The 21,680-nt window shown below is 69.1% G+C and carries 22 protein-coding genes and 2 tRNA genes; 15 read left to right on the plus strand and 9 right to left on the minus strand.

Annotation, left to right across the window (positions count from 1 at the left end; translation table 11 throughout):
• Nucleotides 1-210 precede the first annotated feature (210 nt).
• The 3 genes from AC5JOC_RS06125 (at nucleotide 211) to AC5JOC_RS06135 (ending at nucleotide 2,319) form a co-directional block, all read left to right on the plus strand.
• The gene (locus AC5JOC_RS06125) at nucleotides 211-1,179 is read left to right on the plus strand and encodes a DsbA family protein (protein WP_494245782.1); all 969 of its coding nucleotides are present in this window, start codon (nucleotides 211-213) and stop codon (nucleotides 1,177-1,179) included.
• A 46-nt stretch (nucleotides 1,180-1,225) separates the two neighbouring features.
• A tRNA-Thr gene (locus AC5JOC_RS06130) sits at nucleotides 1,226-1,301 on the plus strand.
• A gap of 61 nt (nucleotides 1,302-1,362) precedes the next feature.
• On the plus strand, nucleotides 1,363-2,319 hold the full coding sequence (locus tag AC5JOC_RS06135) for a DMT family transporter (RefSeq protein WP_494245783.1): 957 nt from the start codon (nucleotides 1,363-1,365) through the stop codon (nucleotides 2,317-2,319).
• Nucleotides 2,320-2,361: 42 nt separating this feature from the next.
• Here the strand turns inward: AC5JOC_RS06135 and AC5JOC_RS06140 are convergent, their stop codons facing one another.
• Both AC5JOC_RS06140 and msrB read right to left on the minus strand, forming a co-directional pair.
• On the minus strand, nucleotides 2,362-2,910 hold the full coding sequence (locus tag AC5JOC_RS06140; protein WP_192005404.1) for a nitroreductase family protein: 549 nt from the start codon (nucleotides 2,908-2,910) through the stop codon (nucleotides 2,362-2,364).
• On the minus strand, nucleotides 2,907-3,326 hold the full coding sequence (msrB, locus tag AC5JOC_RS06145; protein WP_079705364.1) for a peptide-methionine (R)-S-oxide reductase MsrB: 420 nt from the start codon (nucleotides 3,324-3,326) through the stop codon (nucleotides 2,907-2,909). Before msrB ends, AC5JOC_RS06140 begins: the two co-directional genes overlap by 4 nt.
• A 217-nt stretch (nucleotides 3,327-3,543) precedes the next feature.
• On the opposite strand from msrB, the gene AC5JOC_RS06150 reads away from it, so the two are divergent.
• From AC5JOC_RS06150 to AC5JOC_RS06170, 5 genes are all read left to right on the plus strand, one after another.
• The gene (locus AC5JOC_RS06150; RefSeq protein WP_079705365.1) at nucleotides 3,544-3,852 is read left to right on the plus strand and encodes a DUF3263 domain-containing protein; all 309 of its coding nucleotides are present in this window, start codon (nucleotides 3,544-3,546) and stop codon (nucleotides 3,850-3,852) included.
• Between the two features lie 21 nt (nucleotides 3,853-3,873).
• The gene (locus AC5JOC_RS06155; protein ID WP_079705367.1) at nucleotides 3,874-4,446 is read left to right on the plus strand and encodes a LytR C-terminal domain-containing protein; all 573 of its coding nucleotides are present in this window, start codon (nucleotides 3,874-3,876) and stop codon (nucleotides 4,444-4,446) included.
• 286 nt (nucleotides 4,447-4,732) lie between these two features.
• Nucleotides 4,733-4,936: a cold-shock protein gene (locus AC5JOC_RS06160; RefSeq protein ID WP_079705369.1), complete on the plus strand. Its 204-nt coding sequence runs from the start codon at nucleotides 4,733-4,735 to the stop codon at nucleotides 4,934-4,936.
• Between the two features lie 204 nt (nucleotides 4,937-5,140).
• Nucleotides 5,141-6,760 carry a chaperonin GroEL gene (groL, locus tag AC5JOC_RS06165; RefSeq protein ID WP_064296567.1) on the plus strand — a complete coding sequence of 540 codons (1,620 nt, stop codon included), beginning with the start codon at nucleotides 5,141-5,143 and terminating at the stop codon, nucleotides 6,758-6,760.
• A gap of 179 nt (nucleotides 6,761-6,939) precedes the next feature.
• The gene (locus tag AC5JOC_RS06170; protein WP_494245787.1) at nucleotides 6,940-7,080 is read left to right on the plus strand and encodes a hypothetical protein; all 141 of its coding nucleotides are present in this window, start codon (nucleotides 6,940-6,942) and stop codon (nucleotides 7,078-7,080) included.
• A gap of 1,190 nt (nucleotides 7,081-8,270) precedes the next feature.
• Here AC5JOC_RS06170 and AC5JOC_RS06175 read toward each other — a convergent pair.
• The 6 genes from AC5JOC_RS06175 to AC5JOC_RS06200 all read right to left on the minus strand — a co-directional run bounded on the left by AC5JOC_RS06175 (nucleotide 8,271) and on the right by AC5JOC_RS06200 (nucleotide 14,936).
• On the minus strand, nucleotides 8,271-8,561 hold the full coding sequence (locus AC5JOC_RS06175; RefSeq protein ID WP_064296564.1) for a WXG100 family type VII secretion target: 291 nt from the start codon (nucleotides 8,559-8,561) through the stop codon (nucleotides 8,271-8,273).
• A 153-nt stretch (nucleotides 8,562-8,714) separates the two neighbouring features.
• Nucleotides 8,715-10,379 carry a sensor histidine kinase gene (locus AC5JOC_RS06180; RefSeq protein ID WP_494245789.1) on the minus strand — a complete coding sequence of 555 codons (1,665 nt, stop codon included), beginning with the start codon at nucleotides 10,377-10,379 and terminating at the stop codon, nucleotides 8,715-8,717.
• Nucleotides 10,380-10,389: 10 nt separating this feature from the next.
• On the minus strand, nucleotides 10,390-11,079 hold the full coding sequence (locus tag AC5JOC_RS06185) for a response regulator transcription factor (protein ID WP_056007716.1): 690 nt from the start codon (nucleotides 11,077-11,079) through the stop codon (nucleotides 10,390-10,392).
• Nucleotides 11,080-11,125: 46 nt separating this feature from the next.
• Nucleotides 11,126-12,769: a DNA repair helicase XPB gene (locus AC5JOC_RS06190; protein WP_085510338.1), complete on the minus strand. Its 1,644-nt coding sequence runs from the start codon at nucleotides 12,767-12,769 to the stop codon at nucleotides 11,126-11,128.
• A 50-nt stretch (nucleotides 12,770-12,819) separates the two neighbouring features.
• Nucleotides 12,820-14,655: a helicase-associated domain-containing protein gene (locus AC5JOC_RS06195; protein WP_494245792.1), complete on the minus strand. Its 1,836-nt coding sequence runs from the start codon at nucleotides 14,653-14,655 to the stop codon at nucleotides 12,820-12,822.
• A gap of 5 nt (nucleotides 14,656-14,660) precedes the next feature.
• On the minus strand, nucleotides 14,661-14,936 hold the full coding sequence (locus AC5JOC_RS06200; RefSeq protein WP_124768896.1) for a multidrug ABC transporter ATPase: 276 nt from the start codon (nucleotides 14,934-14,936) through the stop codon (nucleotides 14,661-14,663).
• A gap of 136 nt (nucleotides 14,937-15,072) precedes the next feature.
• Here AC5JOC_RS06200 and AC5JOC_RS06205 point away from each other — a divergent pair, with 136 nt between their 5' ends.
• Nucleotides 15,073-15,456: a cold-shock protein gene (locus tag AC5JOC_RS06205; protein WP_079705376.1), complete on the plus strand. Its 384-nt coding sequence runs from the start codon at nucleotides 15,073-15,075 to the stop codon at nucleotides 15,454-15,456.
• Nucleotides 15,449-16,135 (plus strand): DUF3027 domain-containing protein, encoded by a 687-nt coding sequence (locus AC5JOC_RS06210; RefSeq protein WP_494245794.1) that lies wholly within the window; start codon nucleotides 15,449-15,451, stop codon nucleotides 16,133-16,135. Before AC5JOC_RS06205 ends, AC5JOC_RS06210 begins: the two co-directional genes overlap by 8 nt.
• An 86-nt stretch (nucleotides 16,136-16,221) precedes the next feature.
• Here AC5JOC_RS06210 and serC read toward each other — a convergent pair whose 3' ends face one another.
• Entirely contained in the window at nucleotides 16,222-17,334 is a 1,113-nt protein-coding gene (gene serC, locus AC5JOC_RS06215; protein ID WP_430891573.1) for a phosphoserine transaminase, read from the minus strand.
• 144 nt (nucleotides 17,335-17,478) lie between these two features.
• On the opposite strand from serC, the gene AC5JOC_RS06220 reads away from it, so the two are divergent.
• The 5 genes from AC5JOC_RS06220 (at nucleotide 17,479) to AC5JOC_RS06240 (ending at nucleotide 21,544) form a co-directional block, all read left to right on the plus strand.
• Nucleotides 17,479-18,180, plus strand: a complete 702-nt coding sequence (locus tag AC5JOC_RS06220) for an iron-dependent transcriptional repressor DtxR (protein WP_079705381.1) — start codon at nucleotides 17,479-17,481, stop codon at nucleotides 18,178-18,180.
• Between the two features lie 676 nt (nucleotides 18,181-18,856).
• Nucleotides 18,857-19,600, plus strand: coding sequence for a CHAP domain-containing protein (locus tag AC5JOC_RS06225; RefSeq protein ID WP_494245797.1), 744 nt, complete (start codon nucleotides 18,857-18,859; stop codon nucleotides 19,598-19,600).
• Nucleotides 19,601-20,028: 428 nt separating this feature from the next.
• Complete coding sequence (locus AC5JOC_RS06230) at nucleotides 20,029-20,526, plus strand: HNH endonuclease (protein ID WP_079001921.1); 498 nt, start codon at nucleotides 20,029-20,031, stop codon at nucleotides 20,524-20,526.
• Nucleotides 20,527-20,551: 25 nt separating this feature from the next.
• Nucleotides 20,552-20,623: transfer RNA gene (locus AC5JOC_RS06235), tRNA-Arg, on the plus strand.
• Between the two features lie 78 nt (nucleotides 20,624-20,701).
• Complete coding sequence (locus AC5JOC_RS06240) at nucleotides 20,702-21,544, plus strand: LysR family transcriptional regulator (protein WP_079705383.1); 843 nt, start codon at nucleotides 20,702-20,704, stop codon at nucleotides 21,542-21,544.
• Nucleotides 21,545-21,680: the final 136 nt, after the last annotated feature.

Here is a 21,680-nt window from a genome sequence, read left to right on the forward strand (position 1 = left end):
AATGGACGCGAACCCGTCATCGATGGCCGGTTCGCCGTTCCAGTATGCCACGACCACCTGTGAATGGAAGGTCCAGCGGCCAGTGGATCTCTCGGTGGACGCACAGCCGGCTCCCGGCCTGGTTTGGGCCTCTCCCAGGCGGCAGGTCTACGATTACTCTGTTTGGCGCTGCCTCGTCTCCGCAGCGCGAGCCCCCCGAAACGAGGATCAATGTCTGGCGCTGGATCGCAGAACCGACCGACCAAGAACGAACGACGCGACGCGGCACGCGAGAAGGCGCGGGTGCTGCGCGAGCAGCAGAAGCGCCGCGACCGCCGCAACCGGGTGCTGCTCCAGGGCGGCATCGTGCTCGGTGCGCTCGCGATCGTGGCGGTGGTGGCGGTCATCATCGTGACGTCGATCAAGCCCGCCGGACCGGTCCCGACCGCGGCCAAGAACGACGGCTTCACCGTCTCCGCCGGCTTGCAGCTGGTCGGAGCCCCGGCCGGTGCGTCCACGCCGACGCCGAGCGCGACCGATCCGGCCGCCCCCGCGGAGCCCGCCCCGGCCGAGACGCCGGCAGCCACCGAGACCCCGGCCGCCGACGGCGTCGAGATCTCCGTCTACCAGGACTTCCTCTGCCCCTACTGCGGTCAGTTCGAGACCACGAACGCCGAGCAGGTCAAGGGTTGGCTCGAGGCCGGCGCCGCGACCTACACGGTGCACCCCCTCGCAACGCTGAGCAACCTCTCGCTCGGGACGCAGTACTCGCTGCGCGCCTCGAACGCGGCGGCCTGCGTCGCGGAGTACTCGCCGAACGACTTCTTCTCCTTCAACACCGCACTGTTCGAGAACCAGCCCAAGGAGAACACCGAGGGCCTGACCGACGCCGAGCTGAAGTCGATCGCCAAGGGCGTCATCTCCGGCGGCGAGAAGAAGATCAACGCCTGCATCGACGACGGCACCTACAAGTCGTGGGTGAAGGACTCGACCGACCGTGCGCGCAGCGGCCCGCTGCCCGGCACCGACGTCGCCAAGGTCGAGGGGACGCCGACCATCCTGGTGAACGGCAAGCAGTACACGGGTTCGCTCACCGACGCCGAGCAGTTCGCGGCCTTCGTCCTCGCCGTCTCGAGCGAGAGCTACTCCACCGGCACGCCGACGCCGGGTGCCAGCGAGTCGCCCGTGACCAACGGCTGATCCGCCGTCATCGTAGGATGGATGGGACCGGGGCCAGCCCCTGTCGGCCGACGTGGCGCAATTGGTAGCGCAACGCTCTTGTAAAGCGTAGGTTACGGGTTCAAGTCCCGTCGTCGGCTCCAGCCGAGAACCGCCCGCTCAGCCTCGCTGAGTGGGCGGTTCCTCATTGGAAGGAACCCTCCCGTGACCCGTGTCCCAGCGCCGCTCGCGCTCCTCATCGCCGTCGTCAGCGGTGCCTTCATCGCGGTGCAGGCCCGGTTGAACGGCGAGCTCGGCGCGCGACTCGGCGACGGGTTCACCGCAGCTGCGATCTCGTTCGGCGGCGGCTTGATCATCCTCACCGTCGGACTGGCGCTGTCCCGTACCGGTCGTCGCGGTCTCTCCACGGTGGCCGGTGCCGTCCGACGCAGGGAGATGCCCTGGTGGACGGTGCTCGGTGGGTGTGCCGGCGCGTTCCTCGTGCTCTCGCAGGGGCTCACCGCCGCCACGCTCGGCGTCGCCCTCTTCACGGTCGCGGTCGTCGCCGGCCAGACCGCGAGCGGACTCGTGCTCGACCGGATCGGCTTCGGCCCGGGAGGCGTCGTCGGGTTCAGCGTCCAGCGCGTCCTCGGGGCGGTCGTCGCCCTCATCGCAGTCGGCGTCGCGGTCTCGGGCGAGCTCGGCGGGAGCATCCCACTCGGCCTGCTCGTCCTGCCGCTGCTCGCCGGGATCGGGATCGGCTGGCAGCAGGCGGTCAACGGCCGCGTGAAGATGCGGGCACAGAGCACGCTCGCCGCCACGTTCATCAACTTCATCGTGGGGACGGTCGTGCTGGTCATCGCCGCCGTGCTGCACGCGGTCATCGTCGCGCCGCCCGGACCGCTCCCGGGGGAGTGGTGGCTCTACCTCGGCGGCCCGATCGGATGCGTGTTCATCGCCGTGGCGGCGTTCCTCGTGCAGCACACGGGCGTGCTCATCCTCGGGCTCGGCACGGTGGCCGGTCAGACCCTGAGTGCGCTCGCCCTCGACGTGCTCCTGCCCACCGACGACGGCGGCGTGCATGTCGCGACGGTCATCGGGACACTCCTCGCGTTCGCCGCCGTGGCGATCGCATCGGCGCGGTTCAGGCGTCGTCCCACGGCATCGTCGTCCGCCGACTGAGTCGAGCCGTCGAGCCGTCGGATGCCGTGAGCGACTCCGTCCTCAGGGCATGGAGCTGAGGTGCGCCTTCGCGTTGATCGTCTTGCGGCGCCCTGTGCGAGCGTTACCCGGCTTCCCTCCGACGTACAGCCAGCCGAGGAGCTCCTCGCCCTTCTTCAGGCCGTGTGCCTTCCGGACCGCTTTGGCGCGAGTCGCGCCGCCGGTGCGCCAGAACACGCCCCAACCGGCGTCGTCGAGCAGGAGACTGACCATGTGGGCCACTCCGGCCGCGACCGCCTCCTGCTCCCAGGCGGGCACCTTCGACTTCTTCACGCTCACGACGACGGCGAGCAACAGGGGCGCGCGGAGCGGCTTCGTCGAGGGCTTCGAGTCGCCCTCCGCCTTCGCGAGCGCCCGGCCGAGCTTCACGCGGTCGTCGCCGCGGAGGGTGATGACCCGCCACGGACGCAGGGCGCTGTGGTCGGCCACCCGACCGGCCGCCGCGAGGACCTCGAGGAGTTCCGCGTCACTCGGAGCGACGTCGGTGACCTTGGACCACGAACGCCGCCCGGCGACGGCGGCGAGGACGGGGCGCTCGACCGGTTCGGTCACTCCGTCGGCTCGGTGGTGTCGGCCGCGGCGAAGTTGAGCGCGATCGAGTTCATGCAGTAGCGGTCGCCGGTGGGCGTGCCGAAGCCGTCGTCGAACACGTGGCCGAGGTGCGAGCCGCAGTTGGCGCACCGGACCTCGGTGCGCACCATGCCGAGGGTGCGGTCCTCGATGAGCTGCACCGCCTCGGGGTTCACGGACTCGTAGAAGCTCGGCCATCCGCAGCCGGAATCGAACTTGGTACCGCTCTTGAAGAGTTCGGCGTTGCAGGCGGCACAGGTGTAGAGGCCCGCGCGCGACTCGTCGAGGAGCTCACCGGTCCAGGCCCGCTCGGTCGCCGCTCCGCGGAGGACCTGATACTGCTCCGGCGTGAGTTCCTCGCGCCACTGCTCATCGGTCTTCGACACGTCGTACGTCATGCTGCTCCATTCGTCTCGGTCATCCTACGTGCGGGGCTGCCTCGTGCATGCGGCTCCCGACGTATTCCATAACACTGCACCGAGCCTGATCCTTCCCGGTGAACGTCGGCCCTCGCCGGGGTGGATGCGGCCCGGCGGCCATCGGCTGAATAGACTTGGACGGCGGCGGACCGGAGCATGACTCCACGGTCGCCGCATCGGCACCGATCGGCAGGAGATGAGCATGCAGCCAGCGTCGCGCACGCCTGCCGATGACGACGCGTCGACGCCGACGGGAGGCCTCGACCAGCGCGAGCTCGAGATCCTCGAGTTCGAGTCCCACTGGATGCAGCACGTCGGGGCCAAGGAGGCCGCCATCCGCGACCGCTTCGCCCTGTCCCCGGCCCGGTACTATCAACTGCTCGGCGCGCTCATCGACTCGCCGTCCGCCCTCGCCCACGACCCCATGCTGATCAAGCGGCTGCAGCGCACCCGCGACGCCCGACTCTCGGCGCGAGGAGCCTCGGCTCCCCGCACCGACGGCTGAGCAGCTCTCGGAGACCACACCATGGCTGAATCCTTCCCGCCCGACCGCTTCGACGAGGTCCCCGACCTCAAGCGCGTCGGCGCGCACCGTGCCCCTGCTCCCAAGGGACGCGGCTGGATCGCCTTCCTCGTCGCCGTCGTCGCCACGCTCGTCCTCGTGGGGGTCGGCACCTTCGCCCTCTTCGGGCTGAACGACCGGATCGACTTCTTCGGCGGCTCGCAGAGCCCGAGCGCCACGCCAACGCCGACCCCCACCCCGACCGAGGTGGCCCCCGTCGTCGACCCCGCGGCCAGCATCCTCGTCCTGAACGGCACACCCACCGCCGGCCTGGCCGCATCGGCGGCGGCAGCGATCACGGCCGCCGGCTTCACGCAGCAGATCCCGACGAGCGACGCCAGCACGGAGGACGTCACGGCGAGCGGCGTCTACTACCAGGATCCGTCGCAGGAGGGCGTCGCCCGCGCCATCGCGAACGCGCTCGGCGGCATCCCGATCCAGATCACGGACACGTACGCGATCCCCGTCGAGGAGGGCGAGGCACCGGTCCTCCGCATCGTCGTCGTGGTCGGCGCGGACTACCAGCCGGCCGCCTGAGCGCGGCTGGAGCAGGTCGATCGAGCAGGTCGCAGGCACGCCGTGTTTCCGGAGTGTTTCCTCCATGTTGAGTTGTCGTATCACTCCGCCCCGTTTGTCGATTTCGAGGGTGAATCCGCGCGGTGCTCCGGATTAGTATCTGGAACTGGCCGCTCATCCCGTCCCGTCTCGACTCGCCCCCGGGTCCGCTTCGGCGCAGGGTGGTCACCGGGGTCCCGATCCCGGATGGCAGGTCCGGGTTCGGCAACAGTCGATGCCTGCGAGCACGCAGCAATGGGAGTATGAAATGGCGAACGGAACCGTCAAGTGGTTCAACGCTGAGAAGGGCTTCGGCTTCATCACGGTCGACGACGGCGGACAGGATGTCTTCGTCCACTACTCGGCGATCGACATGAGCGGCTACAAGTCCTTGGAAGAGGGCCAGGCGGTCGTCTTCGAGGTCGGCACTGGAGCAAAGGGGCCTCAGGCCGAGGGTGTGCGCCTGGCGTAGCCGCTGATCAGGTACGCGATTCCTGCGACGCCGTCCACTTCGGTGGGCGGCGTCGTTCGTCGTTCCGGGGCTGTTCCCGGGAGTTCGCTCAGGGCGCCGGTGCTCACTTGCACTCCCACCCCCTGAGTGCCAGAATCGACTTAGCACTCGTACTCATTGAGTGCTAACAACGTTCATGACGTCCGGGAGGGACGAAAAACACACATGGCTAAGATCATTGCTTTCGACGAGGAGGCCCGTCGCGGCCTCGAGCGTGGACTGAACATTCTTGCTGACACGGTCAAGGTCACCCTTGGGCCGCGCGGTCGCAACGTTGTCCTCGAGAAGAAGTGGGGCGCCCCCACGATCACCAACGACGGCGTGTCCATCGCCAAGGAGATCGAACTCGACGACCCGTACGAGAAGATCGGCGCGGAGCTCGTCAAGGAGGTCGCCAAGAAGACCGATGACGTCGCCGGCGACGGCACCACCACGGCGACCGTGCTGGCACAGGCGCTCGTCCGCGAGGGCCTCCGCAACGTCGCCGCAGGCGCCGACCCCATCAGCCTCAAGCGCGGCATCGAGAAGGCCGTCGAGGCCGTCACGGTCGAGCTCATCGCCAACGCCAAGGAGGTGGAGACCAAGGAGGAGATCGCTGCGACCGCTTCCATCTCCGCCGGCGACACCACCATCGGCGAGATCATCGCCGAGGCGATCGACAAGGTCGGCAAGGAGGGCGTCGTCACCGTCGAGGAGTCGAACACCTTCGGCACCGAGCTCGAGCTCACCGAGGGCATGCGCTTCGACAAGGGCTACCTGTCGCAGTACTTCGTGACCGACCCCGACCGCCAGGAAGCGGTGTTCGAGGACCCCTACATCCTCATCGCCAACCAGAAGATCTCCGCGATCAAGGACCTCCTGCCGATCGTCGACCAGGTCATCCAGTCGGGCAAGCAGCTCCTCATCATCGCTGAGGACGTCGACGGCGAAGCTCTCGCGACGCTCGTCGTCAACAAGATCCGTGGCATCTTCAAGTCCGTCGCCGTCAAGGCTCCGGGCTTCGGCGACCGCCGCAAGGCTCAGCTGCAGGACATCGCCATCCTCACCGGTGGCCAGGTCATCTCCGAGGAGGTCGGCCTCAAGCTCGAGACCGTCACCCTCGACCTGCTCGGCCGTGCTCGCAAGGTCGTCATCACCAAGGATGAGACCACCATCGTCGAGGGTGCCGGCGACGCCGACGCCATCGCCGGTCGTGTCTCGCAGATCCGCAAGGAGATCGACAACACCGACAGCGACTACGACCGCGAGAAGCTCCAGGAGCGTCTCGCCAAGCTCGCGGGCGGTGTTGCGGTCATCAAGGCCGGTGCAGCGACCGAGGTCGAGCTCAAGGAGCGCAAGCACCGCATCGAGGACGCCGTTCGCAACGCGAAGGCTGCCGTCGAAGAGGGCATCGTCGCCGGTGGTGGCGTCGCCCTGATCCAGGCCGGCAAGACCGCGTTCGAGAAGCTCGAGCTCGTCGGCGACGAGGCGACCGGTGCGAACATCGTCAAGGTCGCCATCGACGCTCCGCTCAAGCAGATCGCGCTCAACGCAGGCCTCGAGCCTGGCGTCGTCGCCGACAAGGTCCGCAACCTGCCCGTCGGACACGGCCTCAACGCCGCGACCGGTGAGTACGTCGACATGCTCGCTGCCGGCATCAACGACCCGGTGAAGGTCACCCGCTCCGCGCTGCTCAACGCAGCGTCGATCGCCGGCCTGTTCCTCACCACCGAGGCCGTCGTCGCCGACAAGCCGGAGAAGAACCCGGCTCCGGCCGGCGACCCGACCGGTGGCATGGACTTCTAAGTCCGACAGCAACACCTGCGCAGGGCGTCTCCTTCGGGAGGCGCCCTGCGTCGTTTCCACCAGACGCATCGGGGAGAACCCTCGATCTGTATGCCTGTTTCCGCATGGGTCCGACAGTCGTTGTAGAGACGTGATCGGAACGGCATATCGGCCCGCGCGCCAGTTCCTATGATCGAGCTATGAGACGTATCGGGGGAGCGGCGATCGCCGCCGTATTGGTTCTGGGGCTGAGCCGCGTGCACGCCGAGCTGAAGCGGCTCCGACGCGACATCCACACGACGGTGTCGTCCGCGACACCGAAGCCACTCGGCGACGGCTGAGCCCACTGCGCCGGTGAGCTCATACGGCTTCGGGTGCGAGAACCTCGTCCCAGCCAGGACGTGGTCGGCGACGGCGCTCGCGCCCTCACGGCGTACCCTGGAGGCCCGCGTTTACGGCTGACCCGTCCAGTGCGAACACCGCTGCTGTGGGCGGCGACCGTGGCGCTCGGAGGGCATGCACTGCAGCGTGGAGCAATGGTGAGCCGAGCAGACCTGGCGGCAGGGTGGGACGCCGGTCGGCACGGAACGGTGGGCCGAGTTGACCAGTCCTGCCCGGGTCGCACGCCGACTGGCAGACGTTCTACTACGAACGCTGGGCGAACGGGCGAATCCGGGCCGTGGCCGGACTCCACGCAAGCTGTCCTGCTTCACCCAGAACGGACGCTGTGCCCGGCGTCTGCAGCATGCAACTTCCTGGTCGGCGACAGCTGGGTCGAGGTCCTGATCATGTATGGCCCGGCCGACGATGCCGCAGCGTCGGACGAGGACGCCGTCGGACCGCGGTCACACCCTTCATCGAGGCGATCCGGCTCGGCGCTCGAACCGGTCGGCGACGGCGCCACGGTACGCCTGGGGCGGGACGACGGCCGGGGGCGAACGTCGCTGCCGACGGAGTGCGAGGCGTTTCGTGCCTGCGGCGGCGATGAGTGAGGCCTCTCGGCCAGGAGCTCACCTACAACGTCGGCACCGAAGAAGGCGACTGTCGGCAACCGAGGCGTCGCCGCCGACGACTTCGGAGTCGCCGGACTGCATCTTCTGCCTCCCCGACAGTGACTCGGCTCGCGGATGGCGTCACTGCGAGCTGCTCCCGGGCGGACAGCTGGGCGTACGAGCAGCTGGTCGAGACCCGCATGAAGCGACGGGAGCGGACATCGAGCTTCCTGACGATCGACGGGCTCGGAGTCGCGGGACGCCTTCATCGCAGTGCCAGACGGAGCCCGTGGTCTCATCGTGCAGCGTGCAGATGGCGGTCGCCGGGCACTGGTTGCGAAGTCGAGGTCGAACAACGTGAGTTCCGCTCGATCCGACACCTACGACGTCGACGAGCTCGGCGTCAGCAGGCTCTCGGCCTACGCTCAGCACTCGCCGCCGCCGGTATCGCCGCGCGGCCGCTGATCCCCGCACCGCCGCGCGGGAGGTCCCGCCGACGCGGGTCGTGACCCGCGTCGGCGGGACCTCACGCGCGCGGATCACCCGCTGAACATACTCGCGTTCGCCCGCTCGATCTCGGCGTACTGGGTACCCGCGACGGCGAGCGCCCGGCTGATCTCGCCGAGGTTCTCCTCGACCTGACGCTGGGTGCCCCTCCAGCGCTCGACGACACCGTGGAACGCGGCGGCCGCAGCGCCGGTCCATTGGCCGTCGAGTGCCGCCAGCTGCGTGTGCAGGCGGGCGACCTCGTTCTGGATCTGCTCGATCGTGACGCGTGCTGCCGTGGAGGCGCGCTCGACCGCGTCGCTGTCGACCTGGAAAGTGGCCATCGGGAACTCCGTTCGTCCGGGCGATGCCTGTCATCGCCGCTACCGAGACGGTAGGTGCTCGCCACCGGCCGGAACCGGCGAGGAAGGTTTCGTGCGCGCACTCCGAAGCAGGCCGGAGCCTGTGGAGGAGGGTCGAGCCAGCCCGCCGGCGGGTCAGGCCGGAGGGCCCGCGATGACGATGGGGCTCGTGGCCGCCGACGGGGCGAGCGGCAGGATGACGCGGAACGTCGCGCCGCCGCCGGGGGTCTCGGTCACGTCGACCGTGCCACCGTGCGCCGCGACGATGGAGGCGACGATGGCCAGTCCGAGGCCGCTGCCGCCCGTCTCGCGCGTTCGCGAGCTGTCGGCACGCCAGAAACGCTGGAAGATCTTCTCGCGGATCTGTGGCGGGATGCCCTCGCCGTGGTCGACGATGGCGATGCTGGCGGTCCCTGCGCGGGCGTCCGTGCCGACCGCGAGCTCGATCGGGCTGTCGGCGGGCGTGAAGCGCAGGGCGTTTCCGATGAGGTTCGTGACGACCTGCCGGATCTTGTTCTCCTCGCCGAGGACGATCGGTGGCACGGCCAGGGTCAGTGGTTCGGCGATGGGCTTCGTGTCGGGCGTGGTGGCGTCGCCGGACGGCTTCGGCCGACGCCGGAAGCGGTTGAACGTCGCGCCGAAGATCGGCCCGGTCGAGCTCGTCTGGGCTGGTGCGTCGGCAGCGGCCGGGGACTCGCCGGTCGTCTCGGAGGCATCGTCGTCGACGGCTCGCGCCATGCGTTCGTCGCGGACCACCTGGACCGTGCGCCCGGGGGCCTGGGCGGTGGTGTCGAGCGCGGCGTCGCGCGCGATCGGGAGCAGGTCGACGGGCGCGACGTTCAGTGGTCGCGTCTCATCGAGGCGGGCGAGCTGGAGGAGGTCCTCGACGAGCGCACCCATGCGGATGGCCTCCTTCTCGATGCGCTCCATGGCCTGTGCCACGTCCTGCGGCGTCTGGAGGGCACCCATCCGGTAGAGCTCGGCGTAGCCGCGCACGGAGACGAGCGGGGTGCGGAGCTCGTGGCTCGCATCCCCGACGAAGTTCCGCATCTGCTCGATGGTCTTCCCGCGATCCGAGTACGCGCGGTCGATGCGAGCCAGCATCGTGTTGAGTGATCGGCTGAGTCGCCCCACCTCGGTGTTCGGTGTCGAGCCCGCGAGTCGCTGGCTGAAGTCGCCGTCGGCGAACGCGGCGGCCGTCCGTTCCACCTGGCGGAGCGGTTCGAACGTGCCGGTCACCAGCCACCGGGTGAGGAGCGCTCCGACCACGATGATGAGCACGCCGAGGACGAAGAAGATCGTGAGGTAGGTCGCGATGGTGTTGTCGGTGCCCTGCATCGAGATGGCGACCCATGCCGCTCCCGTGCGGAACCCGTCGAGGGTGACCGGGACGGAGACCGCGTGGTACACGATCGTGCCGCTCGCGTTGGTGGTCGTGTAGATCTGGGTCCCGCTCGCGGCGACGTCGTTCGCGCTGAGGTGCGCCGGGTGTTCGGGAGCGATGCTGTCGTCCCACCCGGACGAGGCGCGGAGTTCGCCGTTCGTGTCGTACACGGCGACGAACAGCGTCGAGGGGGCGTCGAGCTGGAGTTGTCCGTCCTCGGAGATCTCACCGACGATCTTGCCCTTGGCGGCAGTGACCAGACTGTCGTTCGCCTGCTGGGTGAGGACCTCTTTGAGGAGCGGGGTCGTCCCCATGCCCGCGACGAGCAGGCCGAAGGCGAGGACGAGCACCGTCACCCCGGTGATCTTCGTCCGGAGTGAGACGCTGCTCCACCAGGTGGACAGGGAATCGGCCATCGGGTGGGGGCTACGCCTTTCCGGCCTTGAGCATGTAGCCGAATCCGCGCTTGGTCTGGATGAGCGGCTCGCTGGAGAACTGGTCGAGCTTCCTGCGCAGGTAGGAGATGTAGCTCTCGACGATGCCGGCGTCGCCGTTGAAGTCGTACTCCCAGACGTGGTCGAGGATCTGGGCCTTCGACAGGACACGGTTCGGGTTGAGCATGAGGTAGCGGAGGAGCTTGAACTCGGTCGGGCTGAGGTCGATCGGGGTGTCGCCGACGAGGACCTCGTGGGTGTCCTGGTCCATCGTCAGCTCGCCGGTGCGGATCACCGCATCCTCGTCGGCCTGCATGGTCCGGCGAAGGATGGCCTTGATGCGTGCCACGATCTCGTCGAGGCTGAACGGCTTGGTGACGTAGTCGTCGCCGCCGACCGTGAGGCCCGTGATCTTGTCCTCGGTGTCGTCCTTCGCGGTGAGGAAGAGGATGGGCGCCGTGTAGCCGGCGCTGCGGAGGCGCTTGGTGACGCCGAAGCCGTTCATGTCCGGCAGCATCACGTCGAGGATGATGAGGTCGGGCTCCTCCTCGAGGACCGCTGAGATGGCGGCTGCGCCGTTGCCCACGGCACGGACGGCGAAGCCGGCGAATCGCAGGCTCGTGGTGAGGAGGTCGCGGATGTTCGGTTCGTCGTCGACGATGAGGATGCGGGGTCCGGTCATGACACCATTATCTGCACGTTTCTTGAGACTTTTCTGAGAGCCTGTTTCACGCGGTCTGCAGGGCGTGGGCGTCGAGGATCGTGTAGCTGTAGCCCTGTTCGGCGAGGAAGCGTTGGCGGTTCTGCGCGAACTCCTGATCGACCGTGTCGCGCGACACCAGCGTGTAGAAGCTCGCGGTGAGTCCCGTGGACTTCGGGCGCAACAGGCGGCCGAGACGCTGCGCCTCCTCCTGTCGTGAACCGAACGATCCCGACACCTGGATGGCGACGGTCGCTTCGGGCAGGTCGACCGAGAAGTTCGCGACCTTCGAGACGACGAGCACCTGCTCGGTGCCGTCGCGGAAGGCCTGATAGAGCCGTTCGCGCTCGTCGACCGGCGTTGCGCCCGTCAACTGCGGGGCACCCAGCGTCTCTGCCAGCTCCTCGATCTGATCGAGGTACTGCCCGATGACGAGGATCTGCTCGCCACGGTGCCGTTCGACGAGCTGCCGGACGACGTCGAGCTTCGCCGGGGCGGTCGCCGCGAGGCGGTATCGCTCGTCGTCGGCGGATGCGGCGTAGGTGAGTCGGTCCGCCTGGGGCAGGTCGACGCGCACCTCGAAGCACGCGGCGGGGGAGATGAAGCCCTGCGCCTCGATCTCCTTCCACGGGGCGTCGAACCGCTTCGGGCCGATGAGCGAGAAGACGTCGCCCTCGCGGCCGTCCTCCCGGATGAGCGTCGCCGTCAGGCCGAGGCGACGCCGCGCCTGCAGCTCGGCGGTGAGCTTGAAGACGGGTGCCGGGAGCAGGTGCACCTCGTCGTAGACCACGAGGCCCCAGTCCATGGCGTCGAGCAGCGCGAGGTGGGCGTACTCGCCCTTCCGCTTGGCCGTGAGGATCTGGTAGGTCGCGATCGTGACCGGCTTGACCTCCTTCACCTGCCCCGAGTACTCGCCGATCTCCTCGGCGGTGAGGGAGGTGCGCTTCAACAGCTCGTCGCGCCACTGCCGTGCCGACACCGTGTTCGTGACGAGGATCAGGGTGTTGGTGGACGCCGTCGCCATCGCCCCGGCGCCGACCAGGGTCTTGCCCGCACCACAGGGGAGCACCACGACGCCGGAACCGCCGGAGAAGAAGTTGTCGACCGCCTGCTGCTGATAGTCGCGGAGGTGCCAGCCGTCCTCGACCAGGTCGATCTGGTGCGGCGTGCCGGCGGTGTACCCGGCGAGGTCCTCGGCGGGCCAGCCCAGCTTCACGAGTTCCTGCTTGAGCGCGCCGCGTGCCCACGGCTCGACGAGGAAGGTGTCCGGCGTCGGGTGCCCGATGAGGAGGGGCGCGATCCGCTTGGCGCCGGCCACCTCGGTCAGGATCGGGAGGTCCGTGGAGCGGAGGACGAGCTCGCCCTCCTCGGAGCGTTCGATCACGAGCCGGCCGTAGCGGTTGACGGTCTCGCGCATGTCGATCGTCACGGACGCGGGGATGGAGAACTTCGAGTACCGCTCCAGCGTCTCGATCATCTGGTCGGCATCGTGCCCGGCGGCCCGTGCGTTCCAGAGTCCGAGACGGGTGATCCGGTAGGTGTGGATGTGCTCCGGCGCGCGCTCGAGCTCGGCGAACACCGAGAGATCGTGGCGGGCGTCCTCGGCGAGCGGGTGGGCGACCTCGAGCAGCACGGTGCGGTCGCTTTGGACGATCAGTGGTCCATCAGACATAACGGTCGAGTCTACCGGCGGATCCGGTGCGCAACCCCCTGAGCGAGCGCTCAGCCGGCGATCCGGACCTCGGTGATCATCGCGAGCGGCAGGGTGCGTTCGACGTCGGCCGACCGGTCCAGACCGCGCAGGCGACCGCCGGCAAGGCTCACCGGTTCGATCGTGAACGTGGATCGGCGCTCGCCGTGCTGCAGCTGCACGGTGACCGGCGTGTGGTCGCGGACGGCGATCTCCAGTTGCTTGGCCAACCATGCGCTGCTCGTGTCGCCGCTGTCGTCGGCGCGGAGCCGCGACACCAGATCCGGTTCCGTCGAGGCGGCCGGAGCGGAGAGGCTGGTGCGCATGACCGGCTGCCGGCGGATCCGGAGCGGTGCGCCGCCGTCGTCCTCCGCGACCACCGGGTAGCGCGCGTCGTGGAGCGCCCAGTAGACCGTCGCCGCCTCGATCCGGCTGGTGAGCCGGTGCTCGTCGCTCGGACGGAGACCGAGCGCGACGAGGCTCTGGTCGACCGAGATCGCCGCGATCAGGCCGGCGTCGTCGGAGCGGATGTAGCTGCTGCGTCCAGGGTCGGCCGAGGCGTCGGCCGACGCGCGGATCGTCCCGACGCGGACGAGGCCGAATCGGGATGCGGCCTCGGACACGAGGTACCGCAGGGGTTGAGGGACGCCGGTCAGGGAGATCGACTCGAGGTACGCGAGCAGGTCCTCGGCCGTGTCTCCGTCGGCGAGGGCCCGGGTGACGCTCGCGGTCGTGATGCGGTACCTCGACGCCTGAGCGCGCCCCTCCGGCTCCGCGAGGGCCCGGAGTCGCACGTCGAGTTCCGCCGTCGGGGGACCGAGCGCGATGACCGTCAGGTCGTCCTGGAGGACGACCTGCGACACCTCGGCGGGGAGCATGGACGCGAGCGTCGAGGCCGCGTCGGCCGCGTGGTCGTCGACGAGGAGTCGTCCGAATCCGCTGGTCGCGCCGTCGACGGTGATCCCGAGCAGCTCGGCGACCGCGTCGACCGCCCGCGTCGGCGCCACGACGGCATCCTCCGCCAACGGGTACCACCAGCTGAGCTCTTCGACCAGGTCGACGGAACCGCGCCGGTACGCCGTCAGGATGCGATCGCGGATCGTGGCCGGGATCGCGTCGCGCCAGGCTGTCGCGAGACGGAGCCAGCGTTCCGCGGTGGCCGACGCCAGCCAGGCCTCGCCGACCTCGCTCAGGCGGATGGCGGAGCCGATCGCGTCCGTGAGCCCGGCAGCCGACGCCACGGACAGGGCGAGCTCGATCTGGTCGGGCGTGCTCGCCGCCGCGGCTGCGAGCCGTTTGAGGTCCGGCATGGACGGGGCTCCACGGCCGAGCAGGCGTGCGGGCTCGCGGTCGAGTTCATGGAGGCTCTCGCCGACGATGCCGACCGCGCCGGCCGCTCGCTCGCTCGCGAGGGCGTCCGTGTCGGGCGAGGGGCGGGTCGCGTGGGACGTCGGCGCCGCCGCCGGAAGTTGGAGTTCTGCACGGCCTGGTCTGCCGCTCGCCGCCCACTCCTCGAACACCGCGGCCACCGCGCTCACCGGCCTGATCGGACCGGCTCCGTCGTCCAGCACGAGGATGTCCCGCTCCAGCCGCTCCAGGGCGGCATCCACCTCCGACTGCTCGCGTCCGAGCGCGGTCGCGAGCGAGTGGCGCTCGGTCCCGTCCAGCGCGGCGGCGAGCACTGCGAGGGTGTCCCGGTCGAGCAGTGCCATCCGGCGGGCGACGCTCGCATCGTCCAACAGGGCCTCGGCGAAGTCGAAGAAGTCCGCGATGCGGGCGGAGGAGGCCCTGCGGTCGGGAGTCAGCCGGCGGAGCGCGTCGTCCGGGAGCTCCCGGAGGCGGCGCGCGATCGCGAAGGCCTCGCCCATGGTCGTCAGCGCGGCGACTGACCGCGGGACTCGCGGGACCGTCGTACGGCACCCACGATGATGAGCGTGATCAGCATCAGGAAGGCGATCGGGAGTCCGACGAGCGGCAGGATCGTCACGACCGGCCAGACGCCGACGGCGAAGTCGCCCTGCTCGAGGCCGGTGGCGGTGCCGACCATCACCGCGACGAACGCGGCGATCGACACGGCGACGATCGTCACGACCATGTAGGCCAGGATCCGTTCGGGCCGCGAGATGCTCGGCGTCTGCTCATCAGTCACGCTCCCAGGATAGAGGCACGCGGCTGCTGCACCGAATAGGCTGGGGGCCGAGGACCGATGGTCCTCTCGATCGCGCTTCCTGCGCGATCACCGCACGGCGCTGCATTTTCTGCGCACGACACACAGCGAGGTTCCCATGCCCACCGGCAAGGTCAAGTTCTACGACGAGGAGAAGGGCTTCGGCTTCATCAGCTCCGATGACGGCCAGGAGGTCTTCCTGCACGCTTCCGCACTGCCCGCGGGCACGGCCGGCGTGAAGCCGGGGACGCGGCTCGAGTTCGGCATCGCCGACGGCAAGCGCGGCGCCCAGGCGCTGTCCGTGCGCGTCCTCGAGGCTCCGCCCAGCCTCGTCAAGCTGAAGCGCAAGCCGGCCGACGACATGGCGATCATCGTCGAGGACCTCGTGAAGCTCCTCGACGGCATCGGCGGCGACCTGCGCCGCGGCAAGTACCCGAACAGCAGTCACAGCACGAAGATCGCTGCCGTGCTGCGCAAGGTCGCGGACGAGCTGGATGCCTGACGCCGATCAGGAGACGCCCGTCGAGGATCGCGACGTCACGGCCGACACGGACACACGAGCCGAGTCGGACGAGCATCGCTCGGACGACGGCACCGATGGCGAGTCGACCCCGGCACCCGTGCCGGACGAGACCCTGATCGCCGCCGTGGAGCTCGCGCGCGAAGCGCTGCAGGAGATCACGCCCGCGAGCACGGTCGGTGAGCCGGCCGGGCACGTCGTGGTCGATGATCACGTCGTCTCGCTGCTGTTCGCGAACACGATGGCGGGCTACCCCGGATGGTTCTGGACGGTGACGCTCTCGCGGACCGCCGACGACGCCGCGCCGAACGTGCTCGAGACGGAGCTGATGCCCGGCGACGGCGCGTTGCTGGCTCCGCAGTGGGTGCCGTGGTCGGAACGCCTCGCGGACTACCGCGCCGCGCAGGAGGCAGCGGCTGCGGCTGCGGCTGACGACGCGCTCGACGACGCGGACGACACCGACGAGTTCGACGACGACGATGTCGCGCTGTCCGGGGATCCCCGCGACCGCGACCGCGACGGCATCGAACTCGAGTACGACGAGGACGACGTCGATGCGGCGTCGGACGACTCGGATGACGACGACTCGGACGAGGACGAGGACGACTCGGATGAGGACGACGACTCCGACGAGGACGACGACCGGTTCGAGGACGAGTAGCACTCGCACACCGCGAGACAGACGAACGGGCGGCCGAACCTCGAGAGGGTTCGACCGCCCGTTCGGCGTTCAGCGGGGGAGACGGATCAGAGCGCCCCGACGACGTGTTCGATGCTCGCGATGAGCTGACGGACGTCTGCGGGGTCGATCGCCGTGAAGGTCGCGACGCGCAGCTGGTTGCGGCCGAGCTTGCGGTAGGGCTCGGTGTCGACGATGCCGTTCGCCCGCAGGGTCTTCGCGACCAGCGCGGCGTCGATGGCGTCGTCGAAGTCGATCGTGACGACGACCTGCGAGCGGTGGTCGGGGTTCGTCACGAACGGCGTCGTGTAGGAGGTGCGCTCGGCCCACTCGTACAGGGCGCCGGAGGACTCGGCCGTCCGTGCCGATGCCCAGGCGAGGCCGCCGTTGCCGTTGATCCACGAGATCTGCTCCTCGAGGAGCACGAGCGTCGACAACGCGGGAGTGTTGAGCGTCTGCTCGAGTCGGGAGTTGTCGACCGCGTTCTTCAGGCTCAGGAACTCCGGGATGTAGCGGCCGCTCGCCGCGATCCGTTCGATGCGCTCGATCGCCGCGGGGGAGCAGAGCGCGAACCACAGGCCGCCGTCGGATGCGAAGTTCTTCTGCGGTGCGAAGTAGTAGACGTCCGCCTGGCTCGCGTCGAAGTCCACACCACCCGCGGCGCTCGTCGCGTCGATCACCGTGAGGGCGCCGGTGTCGCCGGACACGCGTCGCACCGGGGCCATGACGCCGGTCGAGGTCTCGTTGTGCGGCCAGGCGTACACGTCGACGCCCTCGACCACCTCGGGATCGATGCGGGATCCACCCGGCACCTCACGGACGTCCGGAGCGGTGAGCCACGGGGCGCCCGCCGCCTTGGCGAACTTGCCGCCGAACTCGCCGAAGACGAGGTTCTGGCTGCGCTGCTCGATGAGGCCGAAGGCGGCCGCGTCCCAGAACGCGGTCGAGCCGCCGTTGCCGACGATGATCTCGTAGCCCTCGGGGGCGCGGAACAAGTCGGCCAGGCCGGCGCGCACGCGGCCGACGAGCTGCTTGACGGGAGCCTGACGGTGGGAGGTGCCGAGGAGGGACAGGCCGGCCTCGGAGAGCGCTGCGATCTGCTCAGGTCGGATCTTGGAGGGGCCGCAGCCGAATCGACCATCGGCGGGCAGAAGGGACGTGGGAATCGTGATCTCCGGCATACGGCGATTCTAGAGGCGAGGGCCTCATGGCGTCGTGCCACGGCGCCCGGATGCGTCCACGCGGGGCGGAGTGGCTTGGCGCGGGAACGTCGCCGCCGCGCACTAGGCTTACCGGGAACGTGCAATCGGGCAGGGAGGGCGTCGATGACCGATTTGATTGACACCACAGAGATGTATCTCCGCACCATTCTGGAGCTCGAGGAGGAGAACATCATCCCGCTTCGTGCGCGGATCTCCGAGCGCCTCGGGCACTCCGGACCGACGGTCTCGCAGACGGTCGGTCGGATGGAGCGCGACGGACTCGTCGTCGTGTCGGGCGACCGGCACCTCGAGCTCACCGAACCGGGCCGACGCAAGGCGGTCCACGTCATGCGGAAGCACCGCCTGGCTGAGCGCCTCCTGAGCGACGTCATCGGGCTCGAGTGGGAGTTCGTCCACGAGGAAGCCTGTCGCTGGGAACACGTCATGAGTGAGCAGGTCGAGCGCAAGCTGCTCGACATGCTCAACCACCCCACCGAGTCGCCGTACGGCACCCCGATCCCCGGACTCGACGAGTTCGGCGACAGCCCCGCCGTCGCCTTCTCGCAGGGCGTCATCAACATCGTCGGCCTCGTCGAAGGACGCTCCGAGCCGGTCACGGCGACGGTCCGACGTCTCGGCGAGCCGGCGCAGGTCGACCCCGAACTCCTCCTGCAGCTGAAGCAGGCCGGCGTCATGCCGGGTCGCTCGGGAACCTTCGCGGCAGCGGGCGGCTACGTGCTCGTCACCATCGACGGTGTCGAGGGCGGCCTCGAGCTGCCCAACGAGCTCGCGACGCACATCTTCGTGGAGACCCCTGCCGCGTGAGCATGAGACGCGTATGAGGATTCCCTCATGTGCCCGTTTTCCCGTGATCGAAACGTGACTTTCTGAGGGGTAACCCGTAGGCTGTCACTCGTCCTGAAGGCCATGATCTGGCCCCAGGAAGACGACCGAGGCACCCCCTAGCCCGTCCCTCGGCCACACGAACCGACATCAATCGTCGGATGGGGCTGCGCCATGCCGATCGCCACACCGCGATCGTCGTCGCTCATGCGGGGTGCCGGAGGAATCCACTTGACTGCAGCTGGCGAGAGCGGCCCCGAACAGGCCGAGACGACCCCGAACGTCCCCCTCACCCGGAAGCAGCTCCGACTCCAGGAGCAGGCCGCGAAGCAGGCGGAGCCGACCACCCCGTCCCAGTCGGCAACCGACGACGCGCTCGTCGCCGACGTCGCTCCGGACGCACCCGTCGAGCACCCCGAGATCATCCTCGACGATGCCGTGGTCGAGGAGGCCGACGCCGCCGTCACGACCGGCGAGGTCCGTCTCGACGAGCGGCCGCTGACGAAGCCCGCCGCGCCGGAGCCGACGACCCCGCAATCCTTCACCGTGACGTCCGCCACCGACGACCTCGTTCGCGACCGTCGCTCCGCTCCGCACCGGCGCGGACCGCGTCGCCCGCAGCAAGCCCCCGGTCAAGCCGACCGCGTCGACGGTCGCCGTGCGCAAGCCGAAGCCGTCCGGAGCCCGACCCGGATCCGTCCGCGGCGTCGCCACCATGGCCTTCCTCGTGCCGGCACTGGTCGCCACCGTCGCCCTCCCGGCGTATGCGGCGAGCAGCAGCGCGCAGACCACGTACGGGACGTCCGCCTCGGAGCAGTTGAAGACCTCCGGCGCCCAGAGCGTCGTCGCTTCCGACAAGGTGGCCGACGCCCCGATCTCTCGCGATCTCTACAGTGCGACGACGCCGGACGAGCTCGCCGAGCGCCAGCGGCAGCTCGACGCCGCTGCAGCTGCCAGCAACGCCACCTACTCGATCACCGTCGGCGCACGCCAGGCCGGCGACGACTACCCCTGGTTCGACCAGGCGACCGACGACGAGGGCGGCGGGCTGTCACCACTGCGCTACTACTACCGTGAGTGCGTGGACTTCGTCGCCTGGCGACTCAACCGCGACGCGGGCACGCCGAGCGGGAACTGGGCCTTCACCTGGGGCAACGGCCTGCCGCCGAGCAGTGCCTACGGCTGGGCGGACTCGTGGCAGTACAACAAGGGGACCAACGCCATCGCCGGCTCCGTCGCCTGGTTCAACTACAACCACGTCGCCTACGTGCAGTCGGTCAACGCCGACGGGACGGTCACCCTGGAGGAGTACAACTGGGGGTCCGCGCGTCACAGCTACAACACGCGCACCATCGCCGCCAGTGCCGTGGCGCTCTACCTCTACCCGCCGGGCGTCGGCTGATCCGACCCGCTCGACCTGGATCGCGTCCCTCCGTCGGAGGGGCGCGATTCGTCGTCGATGCGTGTTGACCGTTCGCGACCATGCGGTGTCCGTCGGCCGAAGCCGAGGTGGCGCGGAGGGGAATTCTCCTGCAACGTGCGGAAATCCGGTCGGTGTGGGTTAATCTGGTGCTCTGCAACTCGGAGAGGTTCAGGAGCTGATGCACGCTATACGTCGCCACGTGGTCGCGAATGGTCGCGGCCTCTACGTGCTGCGGCATTCCAGCCAAGCGTGCCGCGGCTCCGCCGTGGGTCAAGAGGGTGCTGTCGTCATGACAGTGCCCTTTTTTGTTCCCCGGAGACGACTCGATCCGGCGCGTCACGGACGCTGCAGGTGGTGATCGTCGACCGGTCGCGGCAGCCGTCGTGGCCCTTCGGAAGGGAACGTGCATGCGCACACTGGTGTTGAACGCGGGCTACGAGCCGCTCGCGATCGTCTCGTTCAAGCGGGCCCTCGTGCTCGTGATGCATCACAAGGCGACCGTCGTCGAGATCGACTCCTCGCATCCCGTGGTGGCGACGAGCGGATCGTTCGATCGGCCGTCGGTCATCCTGCTCACCAGATACGTCCGGATCCCGAACGCCCGCCGGGTGCCCGTGACCCGCCGCGGGGTGCTGCGCCGTGACGGCCACCGCTGCGCCTACTGCGGGAAGGCGGCGACGACGATCGACCACGTGCAGCCGCGCTCGCGCGGGGGTGTGGACAGCTGGGAGAACCTCGTGGCCTGCTGTCTGCGCTGCAACAACGTGAAGGGCGACCGCACGCCGATGGAGATGAACTGGAGCCTCCGGGTCTCACCGGGGACGCCGCACGGCTCGCAGTGGATGGTGCGGGGCGTCGAGCGCTCGGAGCCCGACTGGGAGCAGTACCTGGCGCCCGCCGCCTGAGCGACCGGCTAAACTCGACGGGTCAGCCTCTGTAGCTCAATGGAAGAGCAGTTCCGTCCTAAGGAAAGGGTTGGGGGTTCGAGTCCCTCCAGGGGCACAGTCGGAGGTACGGTCGTCCAGGCGAGCACGGCTTCGCCTGTCGGGTAGGGCTGCGAGCACGCCGTAGGCTCGAAGCATGACGCACGACCTCCACCGCCAACTCGAACGCGACGCCATCACCCTTCGTCAGCTGCGGTCGGCCGTGGTCGTCGCGGATGCTCGGACGCTCGGTGCCGCGGCGAACCTGCTCGGGGTCGCACAGCCGAGCCTGGCGCAGCAGCTGCGGCGGCTCGAGGCCGCGCTCGGGGTCGAGCTGTTCAGCGTCCTGGGGGAGGAGTACCGCCCGACGCGTGAGGGGCAGCGCTTCCTGTTGAAGGTCCGCACCTTCATCGACGTCGTCGCCGACATGGATCCCGCGTCACCGGCTCGGCACATCCGGGTCGGCCGTCCGCCGACGACGTGGGACGCGGTCGTCTCCGAGGCCGGTCGCCGCATCGACGTCCCGGCGGTCGCCGTCGCGATCGAACCGGTCGAGCAGCTGCACCTCGTCACCACCGGTCGTCTCGACGCCACCATCGTGCGTCTGCCGATGGAGCTGCCGGACGAGCTCGCCGCCGAGGAGATCGCTGCGCTGCCGCTCGGCGTCGTCATGCGCGCGGCGCACCCGCTGTCGGCGAAGGACGTCATCGAGTGGTCCGATCTCGCCGACCAGGAGCTGCTCCGTCCCGAGCCCGGCAAGGACCCGGCGTACTCGGCCTGGTTGGCCGGCGCGCTCGCGGCGCGCGGCTGGTACCCGCGCTCGCTGACGATCGACGCGGGGAACGACACCCTGTTCCTCGACGCCCTGCGCTTCGGTGAGCGACTCGTCGCCCTCCGTCCGGTAGCTGCGATGCGGGAGGACGACGGCCTGTGCTGGCGACCGTTCGCCGACGCACCTGAGCTCCGCGAGCGGTTCGCCCTGGTCACCCGACGCGAGTGAGTCCGCTCGGTCGCGGTCGGTGATGACACCCTCGATGCGCCCTTTTGCGACCCGACCGGGATCTTCTCGCGATCAAGTCGGTCGACTTGTTCCGAATTTCTGCCGCGTTCGACACCGTCTTCTCAGCTCGGAGTGG

The organism is Plantibacter sp. (assembly GCF_059073635.1).